The organism is Nonomuraea sp. C10 (assembly GCF_008017515.1).
Classification (GTDB): Bacteria; Actinomycetota; Actinomycetes; order Streptosporangiales; family Streptosporangiaceae; genus Nonomuraea; species Nonomuraea ferruginea.
This window is the reverse complement of sequence record NZ_VPFF01000001.1, coordinates 114854-130158: the sequence shown is the minus strand read 5'-3', so window position 1 is coordinate 130158 and position 15305 is coordinate 114854. Positions and strand designations below refer to the sequence as shown.

The following is a 15305-nucleotide window of genomic DNA, read 5'->3' as shown; positions in this document are numbered from 1 at the left end:
CAATAAGTGTCGCGCATCGAAGAACCTGCGATGGCGCACGGGGGCCGGGTGAGGGGAGGATGGGTGGAACAGGAAGGGACATCCCTCATGGAGCCAACGGGCGCCGCCCCGCTTCGCCCGACGGACTTACGGGAGATCGGGCCGTACCGCATGCTCGGGCGGCTGGGTGAAGGCGGCATGGGGACTGTCTTCCTCGCCCGCGCGCCGACGGGGCGGTTCGTCGCGGTCAAGGTGGTGAAGGCCGAGTTCGCCAACCAGGAGGGGTTCGCGGCCCGCTTCCACGCCGAGGTGGAGAACGCCCGGCGGGTGGCGTCGTTCTGCACGGCGCAGGTGCTCGACAACGGCAACACCGGCGACGGCCGGCCCTACATGGTCACCGAGTACATCGCCGGCACGCCCATGTCCGACCAGATCTCCACCTACGGGGCCCTGGATCCCGGGCCGCTGCACGGCGTGGCGCTGGGCGTGGCGGCGGCGCTGGCGGCGATCCACGTGGCCGGGCTGGTCCACCGCGACCTCAAGCCGGCCAACGTGATCCTCTCGCTGTCGGGGCCGCGGGTGATCGACTTCGGCATCGCCAGGGCGCTCGACAGGGAGACGGGGTTCACCATGTCCGGGGAGCTGCTGGGCAGCCCCGGGTGGTGGGCTCCCGAGCAGGTACGGGGACACACCGTCACTCCGGCGGCCGACATCTTCGCCTGGGGCTGCCTGGTGGCCTACGCGGGCAACGGGCGGCACCCGTTCGGCCGGGGCGACCCCATCACGCTCGCCACCCGCGTGCTGCACAGCCAGCCTGACCTGGGTGCGCTGCCCGCGCCGCTCAACGAGCTGGTGCGGCGGGCCACGGCGATGGAGCCGGAGCAGCGGCCCACGGCTCAGGAGCTGCTCATCGCGCTGGTCGGCGGGAGCGCGCCCGCACCGGCGGCGACGGCGAACCCGCCGACCCTGGTGGCGACCGACCTGATGGCGGAGTGGGAGCCGCCCAGGAACGTGGTCGACGAACCGGACATCACCGCGACCTTCACGACGCCCCCGCCCAGTGACACCATGGTGGATCGGGACCCTTCGGGGAAGCGGCCCGCGGGACTCATCCCGTCCCGCGGCCAGGAGGGTCCCCCTTCACAGGACTCCTCACCGCCGGTGGCCCTCCCGAGCGGCTCCTTACCCGGCGGCGCGGCCGTACCGGGTGGAGGGCTGTTACCCACCGGTGCGGGCGAGCGCCCTCCGACGCCGGCAGAGCACCACGCTCCCCCACGCGACGAGGTGCATGCGCCCGCCCGCGAGCAGACCACGCAGCGCAGCCCCGCGCCGTCTCAAGGGGCAGGCGCCCCAGGCGATCCGTACGCGACCACGACGGACGCCCCTCCCGAACAGCAGGACCATGCGGGCGAGCCGGTTTCCGTGACCGAGCTGGGCAGGCGGGAGGAGCTGGCCGCGCGGGAGGAGCTGGCCCGCTGGCAGTCTGCCGCGCTTCCCCAGACGATCCCGCCGCCCGGCGGCGAACCGACCGACCCCGGCTACCAGCGTCCCCGCAGCACCCGATGGCTGATCGCCGCCGCCGCCGCGCTGCTGGCGATCACCGTCACCGGAGCCGTGCTCATCGTCACGTCGGGCCGCGACACCCCGGCCGGCACCACCGCGACCGGCTCCCCCGCCGCCGCCACCGCACAGCCCAACGACGTCGGGCGGCGGTTCCCGCTCGGCCCGGCGTTCGACGACCCGATGGTGATCGTGCCGGAGGCGCCGCGGTGCGGGCTGCGGGAGTACGAGGGCAGGACGCAGACCCAGGGCCAGCTGTGCGTGGTGCGCTGGGTGATGCTGAACCCGGGCGGCCGGCTGTGGGAGATCGGCGATCCCGTGGTGACCCTGCGCGACGACCGGGGCGGCCGCCACGACCCGATCGACGACGGTGCGGCGCCGGCGGCCATCGCGCCGGGCGACCGGATCGACGGGGTGCTCGTGTTCGACCTGCCGCCGTACCGCAAGCCGGTGGAGCTGTCGGCGACGATGCTGAAGGACGGCGAGCAGATCGAGGTCAAACTGTGAAGATCCGCGCGATTCTGCTGGCGGTGCTGCTGGGTGTGTCAGGGCAGGGGGTCACACACGTGACAGGCACGGCCTGCGCCGGGGTGAGCGACTTCGACGGCGACGGGGTGGACGACGTCGCCGTGGGCGACCCCTTCGCCGAGGGCCAGAAGGGCGCGGTGCACGTGCTCTCCGGCGATACCTCCATCCCGGTGACCGTGCAGGGGCTGGCGGAGGGTGACGCGTTCGGCTGGTCGGTGCGGCTGGCGAAGGTGAACGCCGACGAGTGCGCCGACCTGGTCGTGGGCGCCCCGTACACGGATGTGGACGGCAACGCCGACGCGGGCACCGCGTACGTGATCTACGGCGGCGGCGCGCTCGAGCCGCGGCGGCTGGTGGCGGCGGAGCCGCAGCGCGGCGCCCGGCTGGGCTGGTCGCTGGCGGCGCGTGGCGACCTCGTGGTGATCGGGGCGCCGTACGAGGACGACGGCGACCTGGCGGACGCCGGGGCGATCTACGCGCTCAAGGGCGGCGGCGCGTTGCGGCGGGTCACGCAGGCGACGGTCGAGGTGCGGGGCAACAGCGAGGTGGGTGACCAGTTCGGCTACTCGCTGGCCATGGGGCCCGGCAACGGCGTGGTGGTCGGCGTGCCGTACGAGAACGACGACGGTCAGGGCCAGCAGGTGGATTCCGGCAAGGTGGACTCGGGTTCCGTGGTGGTCATCCAGGACGTGCTGGCGGAGAAGATCGTCAGCACCAAGCTGGACTCGCCCACGGACAAGGCGGGCGACAAGTACGGGTACGCGGTGGCCTGGGTCGACGGCGCGGGGCCGGCCGTGGGCGCCCCGGGTGCCGGGTACGTGCAGCTCTACGACGAGAAGCTGGCCCCGAAGGCCCGGGTGCGGCAGGAGGGGAAGGAGGCGTTCGGGTTCTCGCTGGCCGCCTCGGCCGACGGCAGGCTGGCCATCGGCGCCCCGTACGGCGGCGGCGTCCGGGTGGTCACGGCCGCGGACGGCAAGGACGACAGGCGGCTGCCGCCCGCGGACGGGCTGTTCGGCTGGTCGCTGGCGTTCAGCGGCAACAAGCTGTTCGTCGGGCAGCCGGACGCGGCCCCGTACGGGAAGGTCACCGTCGCGGCGCGCAACTCCGACGAGCTGCGGGCCGTGCAGCCGCCGAAGGGCGCCGACTTCGGGGTCTCGCTCGGCTAGCCGAACAGGTGGGCTCCGCAGTTCGGCCACTGCTCCTGCCACCGGCCGGCGACCCGCTGGTAGAGGAGCTGCGCCCGGTACGTCTGCTCCTCGGGCGGCCAGGCGTGCGGCATGCCGGTGCCGCCGACGAGCTGCCACATCGGCAGGCTGAACTGGTAGAGCCCGTAGTAGGGGCCGCTGGGGTTGTAGGCGGTGGGGTCGCCGCCGGACTCGCACATGGCCAGCGCGTCCCAGTCGAGCCGCATGACCTCGTCCCCGACGGGCTCGGTGCGGGGCGGCAGCACGGTGATGACCGAGCCTTCGCCGGGGAAGGCGCGCAGCGGCGGCCGGATCAGCGAGCCGGGCTCGTAGGAGATCCCGGCGCGTTTGAGCACCTGCCTGACGGTCCTGCCGGTGGTGGTCACGTCGCGGCGGGTGCCGTTGGCGACGATGTGCACGGTCCGCCGGGTGTAGATGATCAGCGCCATGCCCGACAGCGGCACCGGCTCGTACCTGGGCGCCGACATCCTCCCCCGCAGCGCGGCCATGTCCAGCTCGGCCAGCGCGTCGCGCACGGTGGTTGCGGTGACCAGGCGGCGGCTGGTGCGGCCGTCGACGGTCAGCGTGATGGGCCTGGCGTGGCGGACCTCGACGCGCACCCCGTCGGCCAGCGGCGCCCGCGCGCCGGGCCGTACCAGGTCGCCGTCGCCGAAGGGCACGTCATGGTCGGCGAGCAGCTCGTGGACGGAGTCGGCGAAGCTGCGCACCTCTTGCCGCCGACCGTCGACGATCAGCACCACGTCCTTGGCCATGCCGCCGAGGACCGCGATGGCGCCGGTGGCGAGCAGGCCCGCCAGGCACGCCAGGGGCGTCCACGGCGAGCGCCACGGGATCCGGGGGCGCGGGGCACGTCTCTTTCCTCGCACGGGGGACCTCCGGTACGTCTCCTGAGGCGCCCGACAGTAGTGGCGGCCGCCACGCCGCCATCACCGCTTCACCGGAACATGGTCACCACTCGCCGAAAACGGTGACTCCGTTGTCGCTGATGGCCTCGCACAACCGGTCAGGATGGACGTTCTTGACCTCGGCGAGGCAGCGCAGCGTGATCGGGACGAGGTAGGGGGCGTTGGGCTTGCCGCGGTGCGGCACCGGCGGCAGGTAGGGCGCGTCGGTCTCGACCAGCATCAGCTCGGCGGGCGCGACCCGGGCGGCCTCCCGCAGCGCGTCGTTCTTCTTGTACGTGACAGGCCCGGAAAATGACATGAAATATCCGGCGTCGGTGCATTTCTTGGCCATCTCGGCGTCGCCGGAGAAGCTGTGGAACACCACCACCGGCGGCGCCCCCTCGGCCGCCAGCACCTTCAGCACGTCGTCGTGCGCCTCCCGGTCATGGATGACCAGCGCCTTTTCCGTACGCTTGGCGATCTCGATGTGCGCGCGGAAACTGGCGTGCTGGTCGTCCCTGGACGCCCAGTCGCGGAAGTAGTCGAGCCCGGTCTCGCCGACGGCGCGCACCTCCGGCCGCCCCGCCAGCTCCTCGATCTCGGCCAGGACCTCGGGGGTGGCCGCGTGCGACTCGTTGGGATGGACCGCCACGCCGGCGTGGACGTCGGCGTGGGCGGCCGCCACCTCCGCGTTCCACCGCGAGGACGGCAGGTCGTAGCCGATCGTCACCAGCCGGGTGACGCCCACCGCGCGGGCGTCGTCGAGGATGCCGCGCACGGTGGCCGAGGCCGCCTGCGCGGCCTGGGCCACCGGGTCGCCCGAGGACGCCTGCCGGTCGCCCACCATGATGTCGAGATGGCAGTGGCTGTCGAAGACCGGCGCGGACAGCGGCTCCGGCGGGGCGGGCGGCTTGGTCACGGGATCAGCCTTCCAGCCTGGCCAGCTCTTCGTCGACGACCTTCGGGTCGAGCTTCTTGAACAGCGGCACGGGCGGCGCCAGCGGGATGCCCGGCTTGATCGGCCGGTGCTCCCAGCGGGCCGCGCCGTCGTACTCGCCCGTGATCACGGGGTAGGCGGCGCCGCCGTCTTCGTCGACCTCGCGGATCTCCGGCATGCCGGACCAGACGCCCTCGCCGCCGAGCATCGCGTGGACCTTGTTGGACGAGCCGGGCAGGAACGGCGTCAGCATCGTCTTGGCGTCGTCGACCACCTGGAGGGCGACGTGCAGGATGGACTTCTGCCGCTCCGGGTCGCCCTTGAGCTTCCACGGCTCCTGCTCGGCGAGATAGCGGTTGGCGTCGCGGACCACGTCGAGCGCCTCGGTGATGGCGTTCTTGAACCGGGAGCGGGCCAGCTCGGCGCCGACCGGGCCGAAGGTGTTGCGCGAGCGCTCCAGCAGCGCCCGGTCGGCGTCGGTCAGGTCGCCGGCCTCCGGGATCACGCCGAAGTTCTTGGCCGCCATGGAGATCGACCGGTTGACGAGGTTGCCCCACGCGGCGACCAGCTCGCCGTTGTTGCGGTTGACGAACTCCTGCCAGGTGAAGTCGGTGTCCTGGTTCTCAGGACCGGCGACGGCGATGTAGTAGCGCAGCGCGTCGGCGTCGTAGCGGGCCAGGAAGTCGCGGACGTAGATGACGACCTGCCGGGAGGAGGAGAACTTCTTGCCCTCCATGGTCAGGAACTCGCTGGAGACCACCTCGGAGGGCACGTCGAGCGCGCCGAGCGAGCCCGGCGTGCCGCCCCTGTCGCCCTGCCCGCTGTAGCCGAACAGCATCGCCGGCCAGATCTCGGCGTGGAAGACGATGTTGTCCTTGCCCATGAAGTAGTAGCCCCGGGCGTCGGGATTCTGCCACCACTGGCGCCAGGCCTCGGGGTCGCCGGAGCGCCTGGCCCACTCGATGGACGCCGACAGGTAGCCGATCACCGCGTCGAACCACACGTACAGCCGCTTGTTGGGCTGGTCGCGCCAGCCGTCGAGCGGGATCGGCACGCCCCAGTCGAGGTCGCGGCTGATCGCCCGGGGCTGCAGGTCGCCGAGCAGGTTGAGGGCGAACTTGAGCACGTTGGGCCGCCACTCGCCCTGCTTGGAGCGCAGGTAGGTGCCGAGCACCTCGGCGAAGGCGGGCAGGTCGAGCATGAAGTGCTCGGTCTCGGTGAAGACCGGCGTCTCGCCGTTGATGCGGCTCACCGGGTTGATCAGCTGGATCGGGTCGAGCTGGTTGCCGCAGTTGTCGCACTGGTCGCCGCGCGCGCCGTCGTAGCCGCAGAGGGGGCAGGTGCCCTCGATGTAGCGGTCGGGGAGCGTGCGCCCGGTCGACGGGGAGATGGCGCCCATCGTGGTCTTGGGGAAGATGTAGCCGTTGGCGTGGAGACCCTTGAAGATCTCCTGCGTGACGGCGTAGTGGTTGCGCGTGGTCGTGCGCGTGAACAGGTCGTAGGACAGCCCCAGCCCGGTGAGGTCCTCGGCGATCACCCGGTTGTAACGGTCGGCCAGCTCCCTGGCCGTGACGCCTTCCTTGTCGGCCTGCACCTGGATAGGAGTGCCGTGCTCGTCGGTGCCGGAGACCATCAGCACCTTGTTGCCCGCCATCCGCTGGTAGCGGCTGAAGATGTCGGAAGGCACGCCGAACCCGGAGACGTGCCCGATGTGGCGGGGGCCGTTAGCGTACGGCCACGCGACGGCGGTCAGAATGTGCTGGGACATGGTCCAAGCCTACGGGCCGCCGCCGCGCGTCTCGAACCGAACCGCTACACCTGGGGCGTGGCCGCGGCGCTCTCCTCGCGCGAGAGGGCCTCGGCCGCCTCCTCGGCGGCGCGGGCCGCCACGTCGACGGAGGACTCGCGGGTGCGGCGGATGCCGAGGATGCTGACGAACAGCGACGCGAAGATCGTCTGGAAGCTCATGATGAGGGCGGTGGCCGCCGGGACCACGATGCGCAGCGACTCGCGCGGGTCGAGCGCGCCCCAGCTGCGCACCTGCCAGTGGACCAGCGACATGACCAGTCCGACGAGGCCGGCCAGCGCGAGCAGGCCGCCCAGGACCAGGCCGCGCTCCAGCGTCACCATGCTGATCAGCTTGCGCACCCGCCGCGACTCGGGCAGGAATCCCTCCTCGGCCGCGTACACCTTGGTGAACAGCGCGAACAGCGCCGACTGGAAGCCGATCACCATCGCGGCCGACGCGCCGACGAGCGTGTCGACGTCGAACGCCAGCTGGCCGATCTTGACCGGCCCGAACGTCAGCGCGGTGCCGGCCACCAGGCCGATCATCATCAGCGCGATGCCGGGATAGAAGAACAGCCACTTGGGGCTGTAGAGGAGCAGGAAGCGCAGGTGGCGCCAGCCGTCGCGCCAGGAGCGCAGGTGGGGCGGGCGGGAGCGGCCGTCGGGCGAGAGCGTGGTGGGCACCTCGCGCACGTCGTAGCCGGCCAGGGTGGAGCGCACGACCATCTCGCTGGCGAACTCCATGCCACCGGTCTGGAGGCCCAGGTTGAGGATGGAGTCGCGGCGGAAGCCGCGCAGCCCGCAGTGGAAGTCGGCGATCTTCGACGGGAAGAACAGCCGCCCGACGAACGACAGCACCGGGTTGCCGAGGTAACGGTGGAGCGGGGGCATGGCGCCCGGCGCGATGCCGCCCTTGAACCGGTTGCCCATCACCAGGTCGGCGCCGTCGCGCAACTGCTCCACGAACGGCATCAGGGCGCCGAAGTCGTAGGAGTCGTCGGCGTCGCCCATGATCACGTACTTGCCGCGCGCGGCCCGGATGCCGCCCATGAGCGCGTTGCCGTAGCCCTTCGCGTCAACGTGGACCACACGCGCGCCGGCGTCGCGAGCGAGCTGCTGCGAGCCGTCGGTGCTGCCGTTGTCGGCGATCAGCACCTCGCCCTCGATGCCGTGCTCTTCCATGCACGCAAGAGCCTTGCGCACGCAGACTTCCACGGTCTCGGCCTCGTTGAGGCAGGGCATGACCACCGTCAGTTCCACGTCTCAACCCTTCAGTTACGGCTCTTCACAGCCCACCATCATGCCGTGTGCCCGGCAATGGTCGCGGCATGTCATCCAAACGACTGGCATTCTTTACAGCATGGTGAGCGTCGCGGAGGGCACTTCTGTGGACCACTCCGCCCCTGGCCGGATGGCGCGCGTGCTCTCGTTTCCGCGCCGTCATCGGGTGTTCGCAGCAGCTTTCGCCGCGGGTGCGCTGCTGCGGGTCTTCACCATGCTCGGCTACGGGCCCGCCATGTGGTTCAACGATTCGTACGAGTATGTGTCGGTAGCTCTGCACCCGAGGCCGCACCCGATCCGGCCCGACGGCTACGGGTTCTGGCTGATCCTGCTCAAGCCTTTTCACAGCTTCGCCCTGGTGACCTTTACCCAGCACCTGATGGGGCTGGCCACGGCGGTGCTGATCTACGCGCTGCTGCGCCGGAAGTTCGCGCTGCCCAAGTGGGGGGCGACGCTGGCCGCCGCGCCGGTGCTGTTCGACGCCTACCAGATCCAGCTCGAGCAGCTGATCATGTCGGACACGCAGTTCACGCTGCTGGTGGTGGCGGTGATCACGCTGGTGCTGTGGCACCGGCGGATGTCGTGGCGGATGGGCGCCGTGGTCGGCCTGCTGCTGGCGCTGACCTGGCTGACCCGCTCGATCGGCCTGCCGATCCTCGTGCTCGTGCTGGCCTACCTGCTCGTCAAGCGCACCGGGTGGAAGCCGATCGTGGCGGTCCTGACCACCTGCGCCATCCCGGTGGCGGCCTACATGGGCTGGTTCGCGTCCGCGTACGGCAAGTTCGCGATGACCAACAGCGACGGGCTCATCCTCTACATGCGCACGGCGATCTTCGCCGACTGCGAGAAGATGAGCATCGACCCCTACAAGGAGGTCGAGCTGGTCCTGCTGTGCATCAACGACCCCGTCAGCGAGCGCAAGGACTACGCGCAGTGGTATTTGTGGGGTCAGGGCAGCGGCGACGGCGAGGGCACCGGCGAGGTGCTCCACCGCTGGGGCAGCGTCAAGTTCACCGACATCACCAACGAGGCGGCCAGCGCGTTCGCGATGCGCGCGATCACCTCCCAGCCGGGCGACTACCTGCAGGTGGTGCTCCGCGACTTCCTGCGCAGCTTCCACTGGACCCGGCCGCGCTTCCCCGACGCGGCGACCTACAACATGTACGAGTTCAAGCCGTACTACGAGCTCGACAGCACCGGAAACCCGAAGCGCCTGCCCAACTGGCCGTCCTACCAGGGCCGCACCGACACCGACGCGTTCGCCTACGAGCAGGGGCCGCCGGAGACGCGGATCGTCTCGCCCTGGGCGGAGATCATGAGCGGCTACCAGAAGGTGTTCTACCTGCGGGGCATCGTGCTGGGCGGCATCATGCTGATCGGCCTCTACGGCATCGCGGTGCGCTGGCGCAAGCTGGGCGGGCCGGTGGTCCTGCCCTGGCTGGGCGCGTTCGGGCTGCTGCTCGCGCCGGCCGCGACGGCCGAGTTCGACTACCGGTACGTGCTGCCCGCCGTGCCGCTGGCGTGCATCGCGGCGGCCATCACGCTGCGCCACGGCGTCACTTGGGTGCGGGGGTCACCCAGGAGGTCATCAGCATCCGGTCCCACCACTCCGCCCGGGTCAGGGTCTCAGCCGACAACACCGGGTGAAGCCACCAGAAGTTGATCAGCACGATCAGCGCGAAGGCCCCCACGACCGCCGCCCCGGCGGCCCTCCTCGGCGGCGGCGCGTCGGTCTTCCCGAGCAGGAGCCCGGCCATGAGCGTGACGGCCAGCACCATGAACGGCACCAGGGGGATCATGTAGAACAGGTACATGGTCCGGTTCTGCGCGATCGCGTAGGAGAACCAGGGCAGCCAGCCCGCCGCGTAGGTCAGCAGCACCGCCCCGGCCCGCCAGTCGCGCCCGGTGACATACCAGGCGACGCAGCCCAGCAGGGCGAGCACGGCCCCGTACCAGAGGGCGGGGGTGCCGACCCCGATCACGGCCTGCGAGCAGGCGTCGCCCCCGCACGCGGAGGGCGGCAGGCCGGTCGGGTAGTGGAACGACACGGGCCTGAAGAGCACCGGCCAGGTCCACGGCTCCGACATGTAGGGATGGTGGAGGTCCAGCCCGCTGTGGTAGCCGAGCACCTGGAAGTGATACTTCAGCCACGACCGGGCCGAGTCGACGACGAAGAAGAGCGGCCCGGACGAGGTGGCCTGGTCCCAGCCGCGCCCCCAGCCGGCGTCGGTGACGAACCAGCCGGTCCACGACAGCGCGTACGCGAACGCGGGCACGACGGCGAACGCGGCCGCCGCCGGCGGCAGGTCGTGCGAGAACGCCCCCCGGTACGGTTCGCGCAGCCCGATGGCACGCCTGGCCCCCATGTCCCACACGAAGGCGAGGACCGCGAACGCGATCAGGAAGAAGACCCCCGACCACTTGACCGCGCACGCCGCGCCCAGGCAGAGGCCGGCGGCGACCCGCCACGGCCGGAGCCCGAGCCGCGGCCCGGTGGTGGAGACCGCGGCGCTCTCCCACCAGTCGACCAGCCGCTCGCGGGCCTTGTCCCGGTCGACGACCAGGCAGGCGAAGGCGGCCAGGACCCAGAACATGAGGAAGATGTCGAGCAGCGCCGTCCGCGACAGCACGAAGTGCAGCCCGTCCAGCGCCAGCAGTAACCCCGCGAAGCAGCCCAGCAGCGTCGAGCGGGTCATCCGCCGCGCCACCCGGGCGAGCATGAGGATCGACAGCGTGCCGACCAGGGCGGCGGCGAACCGCCAGCCGAACGGGTTCATCCCGAACAGCCACTCGCCCGCGCCGATCATCCACTTGCCGAGCGGCGGGTGCGCCACGTACGAGGCGCACTGGTCGTAGTCGGCGCACCGGCGGAAGATGTCGAGATCGCCGGCGATGAGGCGCTTGTCCGCGATGGGGTTGTCGGAGTCGCCGAGCATGGCCCGCTCCGCCCCGTACCGGAGCAGGGCGTACGCGTCCTTGGCGTAGTACGTCTCGTCGAACACCACCGCGTGCGGCCGGCCGAGCCCGGTGAAGCGCAGGACGCCGCCGAAGATCGCGACGAGGACGGGCCCCACCCACCCCCAGAGCGCGCTTCCCCTCATCGGCGGGACAAGGCGGTGCCGCGAAACCCCCCAGTTCCTCACCATGGGCACACTATGGGGTGGCGGAACGCCTGTGAACCGCGTCATAGAGCTCGCGCTTGGGCACGCCCGCCGCCTTGGCCACGTCGGCGACGGCCGTCTTGCGCTGCTCCCCCGCCGCCACCCGCCGGTCTACCTCGGCCACCAGCGCGGGCAGGTCGGCCTCCTCGTCCGCGGCGGTGTGGCCGGCGACCACGACCGTGATCTCGCCCTTGACGCCCGCCTCCGCCCACGCGGCCAGCTCGCCCAGCCCGCCGCGGCGCACCTCCTCGTACGTCTTGGTCAGCTCGCGGCAGACGGCCGCGGGGCGGTCGGCGCCGAACGCGCCGGCCATCGCCTCCAGCGAGGCGGCCAGCCGGTGCGGAGCCTCGAAGAACACCATCGTGCGCTCCTCGCGCGCCAGCGCCTCCAGGCGCCGGGCCCGGTCGCCGGGCTTGCGCGGCGGGAAGCCCTCGAAGCAGAACCGGTCGCTGGGCAGCCCCGAGACGGCCAGCGCGGTGGTGACGGCGCTCGGGCCCGGCAGCGCGGTGACCGTGACGCCCGCCTCGACGGCCAGGCGGGTCAGCCGGTAGCCGGGGTCGGAGACGCCCGGCATGCCCGCGTCGGTGATGACCACGACCGTGCGGCCCTCCAGGAGCGCCTCCAGCAGCTCTTCGGCGCGGGCCGCCTCGTTGGCGTCGTAGTAGGACACCACCCGGCCGGCGATCTCCACGCCCAGCTCGACGGTCAGCCTGCGCAACCTCCTGGTGTCCTCGGCCGCCACCACGTCGGCGCCCGCCAGCGCCTCGCGCAGCCGCGGCGACACGTCGCCCGCCTGCCCTATCGGCGCCCCCGCCAGCACGAGCCTGCCCTCACCAGTCATCCGGCCATTGTGGCAGCCTCGGGGGCGGCCCGAATTGAGCCGTGTTTCTTGGGAAGCACCGGCTTGAGACCCGTACGATGTCCGAATGGCGGTGACCGATTTCCCGTACCAGACCTCCGGCGGCCCGGAGTCTGACGAGAGCAGTCCCCGCGCGCTTTCCGTGCGTGACCGGGTGATTCCGGCGATGCGCGGCAGCGTGCTGTGGGGCTGGATCGGCCCGCTGCTCGTCATGATCTTCGGAGGCATCCTCCGCTTCATCGGCCTGGGGCATCCGCACGAGGTGGTCTTCGACGAGACCTACTACGCCAAGGACGGCTTCTCGCTGATCAACTGGGGCGTCGAGCGCACCACGGTCAAGGACGCCGACAAGGCGATCCTGGCGGGCGACACCGACATCTTCCAGAAGTGCGCCGACGGCAGCCTCGACCCGTGCGCCTCCTACGTCGTCCACCCGCCGCTCGGCAAGTGGATGATCGGCGCGGGCGAGTGGCTGTTCGGGATGAACCCGTTCGGCTGGCGCTTCGCCGCCGCCGTGATCGGCACGCTGTCGATCCTCGTCCTCGCCAGGGTGGCCCGGCGGATGACCCGCTCGACGCTGCTCGGCTGCTTCGCCGGCCTGCTGCTGGCGCTCGACGGCCTGCACTTCGTGCTGTCGCGCACGGCGCTGCTCGACATCTTCCTCATGTTCTGGGTCCTGGCCGCCTTCGCCTGCCTGGTCGTCGACCGCGACAGGACACGCGAGCGGCTGGTCGACTGGTACGAGACCTCGCCGCTGTCGCCGCAGGGCCCCTGGCTGGGGGCGCGGCCGTGGCGGATGGCGGCCGGCGTGTGCCTGGGCCTGGCGATGTCGGTCAAGTGGTCCGGGCTGTTCTTCGCGGTCGCCTTCGCCGCCATGTCGGTGATGTGGGACTTCGGCGCGCGCCGCGCCGTCGGGCTGCGCAACCCGTACGGCGGCGCGCTGTCCAAGGACGTGCCCAACGCGCTGGTGGGCTTCGCCGCCGTGCCGTTCGTGTCCTACATGGTGACCTGGGCCGGCTGGTTCTCGACCGCGACCGGCTACGGGCGCAACTGGGACCAGGCCACCTCGTCGGGCAACCCGTTCTTCTTCATCCTCGACTCTGCCCGCTCCTGGGTCCAGTACCAGTGGCAGGTCTTCACCTTCCACGAGGGCCTGGAGACGTCCCACCCCTACATGTCCGAGCCGTGGACGTGGCCGCTGCTGCTACGCCCGGTGGCCTTCCACTACGAGGGCGAGAAGACGGGCTGCGGGGCCTCCTCCTGTTCGGAAGCGGTGCTGGGGGTCGGCACGCCGGTGATCTGGTTCGGCGCGCTGGCCGCGCTGGTGGCGCTGATCGCGTGGTACGTCGCCACCCGCGACTGGCGGGCCGGGGCGGTGCTGCTCGCCTACGCGATGGGCTGGCTGCCGTGGTTCTACTTCGCGTTCTCCAGCAACCGGACGATGTTCCTGTTCTACGCGATCCCCATGGTGCCGTTCATGATCCTGGCGATCACGCTCTGTGCCGGCTGGCTGATAGGCCCGGCCACGAGACTGGCCGACGGCAGCATCCCGGCCAGGCGGACGTACGGGGCGGCGGCGGTCGGCGGGTTCGCCTTGCTCGCATTGATCAACTTCTGGTGGTTGCATCCTGTACTGTCGGCCGAGCTGATCCCCTACGCGGAGTGGAAGGTCAGGATGCTCTTCGACAAACGATGGATCTAGTTCAGTCACCGTCCATTACATAGTGATTTCATAGGGTTGTCGCTGTGCTAGACCCAATACGCACGGGATTCGGTCATCGTCAGGGCTGGGGTCCATACGGCAAACTTCGAGGCATGAGTGCACCGGACGTCGCCGCGCTGCTGGCGGAGTTGGAGCGGTCCCACCCGGACCTCGCCGACGAGGCCAGGACCGCGGTCGAGTGGCTGACCGGCGGCGAGCCGCTGGAGACGGTGACGCAGCTCGATGTCTGCGAGTTCCTCTGGTACACCCTGCCCCTCAAGGTGGGGGGTGACCACGAGCGGCTGGCGCGTTCGCTCGGGCGGCTGCTGCAGCTCGGCGGCCTCGAACGGTACGCGGCGCTGTGCACCTCGCAGACCACGACGCGGATCCTGCGCGCGTACGCCCGCGACGGCGAGGACGCCGGCACCCGCGCCTACCACGAGGCGCTGGAGGAGACGGGCGTGCTCCCGCCGGACGTGCCGGAGCTGCAGTGGAGCATGATCATGGGGCCAGAGGAGCTGGGCGCCCACGTGGCCTGCTCGGCGGCCCTGGAGCTCTCCATCCTGGCCGGCGATAGTGTCGACCGGGTGGCGCTGACCCGCCGCTGGCTCACCGAGCCGCGCGCCGACCTGGGCGGCGACAGCTGGCTCCACCGGGTGCAGGGCGAGCGGCTCAACCGCTGGGTGCTGGGCCGCGGCCCGGCCAGGCGGAAGCTGGCCCAGCCCTTCGAGGTGCGGCTGCACGCGCCGGTGACCCCGCAGCCGCTCCCTGCGCTGCACCGGCTGCTGTCGCTGGCCGCGTCCGAGGGCACCCTCCCGCTCCGGCTGGCCCCGTCACCCGAGGCGCTGAGGCTGCGCGAGCTGGCCGAGCACGAGCTGGGCGCGCTGAGCCGCGAAGGCACCCGCCTGACCGTGACCGGCTTCGGACGGCAGCTGCTCTCCGCGCCGGAGCTGATGTGGGACGCGGTGACCAAGCTGCTGCTGGCCGGGGGCGACGAGTTCGAGCTGTCGGCCAGGGAGGCCGCGCTCATGCTGCTGGCCGACGGCGAGCTCCTGTCCCCCGCCCAGCTCCGCGAGCAGGTGGCGGAGGTGGTCGGCGGCGAGGGCTGGCACCCCGCGTCGGGACCGGACGACGTCGCGGCCGCGCTGGCCCGCCTCGTCGACCAACTCGCGGCGCTCGACCTCGCCTTCGCCGACCCCCTGGCGGTGCGGCTCACCCGCGGCGGCCAGTTCGCCGCCCTGGCAGCGCTACGCGCCCACGCGCTACGCCCCAGAAAGTACGTCAACGCCACCTGACCCAGCTTCACCCACGCCGTACCTGCCGGCGGCGCGCTCCACAAGCCGCGCCGCCGAAACCCACCGACGGCACCTGCTTGGAGGCCCGCTCCGCGAGTCGCGCCGCCGAAACCCACTGTCCGCGCC

General features: G+C 71.4%; 11 protein-coding genes. 5 read left to right on the top strand and 6 right to left on the bottom strand.

Features of this window, described 5'->3' with window-relative positions; translation table 11 throughout:
• Positions 1 to 30 precede the first annotated feature (30 nt).
• Both FR742_RS00610 and FR742_RS00605 read left to right on the top strand, forming a co-directional pair.
• Positions 31 to 2046 carry a protein kinase domain-containing protein gene (locus FR742_RS00610; protein WP_396990145.1) on the top strand — a complete coding sequence of 672 codons (2016 nt, stop codon included), beginning with the start codon at positions 31 to 33 and terminating at the stop codon, positions 2044 to 2046.
• The gene (locus FR742_RS00605) at positions 2043 to 3233 is read left to right on the top strand and encodes an FG-GAP repeat protein (RefSeq protein ID WP_187280930.1); all 1191 of its coding nucleotides are present in this window, start codon (positions 2043 to 2045) and stop codon (positions 3231 to 3233) included. The genes FR742_RS00610 and FR742_RS00605 overlap by 4 nt, the downstream gene beginning before the upstream one ends.
• Here the strand turns inward: FR742_RS00605 and FR742_RS00600 are convergent.
• The 4 genes from FR742_RS00600 to FR742_RS00585 form a co-directional block, all read right to left on the bottom strand.
• Entirely contained in the window at positions 3230 to 4138 is a 909-nt protein-coding gene (locus FR742_RS00600; RefSeq protein WP_148029084.1) for a resuscitation-promoting factor, read from the bottom strand. The genes FR742_RS00605 and FR742_RS00600 overlap by 4 nt on opposite strands.
• Before the next feature lie 82 nt (positions 4139 to 4220).
• Complete coding sequence (locus FR742_RS00595) at positions 4221 to 5075, bottom strand: TatD family hydrolase (protein WP_148029083.1); 855 nt, start codon at positions 5073 to 5075, stop codon at positions 4221 to 4223.
• A 4-nt stretch (positions 5076 to 5079) separates the two neighbouring features.
• On the bottom strand, positions 5080 to 6861 hold the full coding sequence (gene metG / locus FR742_RS00590) for a methionine--tRNA ligase (protein ID WP_148029082.1): 1782 nt from the start codon (positions 6859 to 6861) through the stop codon (positions 5080 to 5082).
• A 44-nt stretch (positions 6862 to 6905) separates the two neighbouring features.
• Positions 6906 to 8141, bottom strand: a complete 1236-nt coding sequence (locus FR742_RS00585; RefSeq protein ID WP_222708809.1) for a glycosyltransferase family 2 protein — start codon at positions 8139 to 8141, stop codon at positions 6906 to 6908.
• Between the two features lie 187 nt (positions 8142 to 8328).
• Here FR742_RS00585 and FR742_RS00580 point away from each other — a divergent pair, with 187 nt between their 5' ends.
• Positions 8329 to 9825 (top strand): hypothetical protein, encoded by a 1497-nt coding sequence (locus FR742_RS00580; protein WP_261808288.1) that lies wholly within the window; start codon positions 8329 to 8331, stop codon positions 9823 to 9825.
• Here the strand turns inward: FR742_RS00580 and FR742_RS00575 are convergent.
• Entirely contained in the window at positions 9719 to 11263 is a 1545-nt protein-coding gene (locus FR742_RS00575) for a dolichyl-phosphate-mannose--protein mannosyltransferase (RefSeq protein ID WP_148029081.1), read from the bottom strand. The genes FR742_RS00580 and FR742_RS00575 overlap by 107 nt on opposite strands.
• A 52-nt stretch (positions 11264 to 11315) precedes the next feature.
• A complete protein-coding gene (gene rsmI / locus FR742_RS00570; protein ID WP_148029080.1) occupies positions 11316 to 12164 on the bottom strand; it encodes a 16S rRNA (cytidine(1402)-2'-O)-methyltransferase in 849 nt (282 codons plus the stop codon).
• An 85-nt stretch (positions 12165 to 12249) separates the two neighbouring features.
• On the opposite strand from rsmI, the gene FR742_RS00565 reads away from it, so the two are divergent.
• Together FR742_RS00565 and FR742_RS00560 are read left to right on the top strand one after the other, a co-directional pair.
• Complete coding sequence (locus FR742_RS00565; RefSeq protein WP_148029079.1) at positions 12250 to 13884, top strand: dolichyl-phosphate-mannose--protein mannosyltransferase; 1635 nt, start codon at positions 12250 to 12252, stop codon at positions 13882 to 13884.
• A gap of 113 nt (positions 13885 to 13997) precedes the next feature.
• The gene (locus FR742_RS00560) at positions 13998 to 15179 is read left to right on the top strand and encodes a hypothetical protein (RefSeq protein WP_187280929.1); all 1182 of its coding nucleotides are present in this window, start codon (positions 13998 to 14000) and stop codon (positions 15177 to 15179) included.
• Positions 15180 to 15305 lie beyond the last annotated feature (126 nt).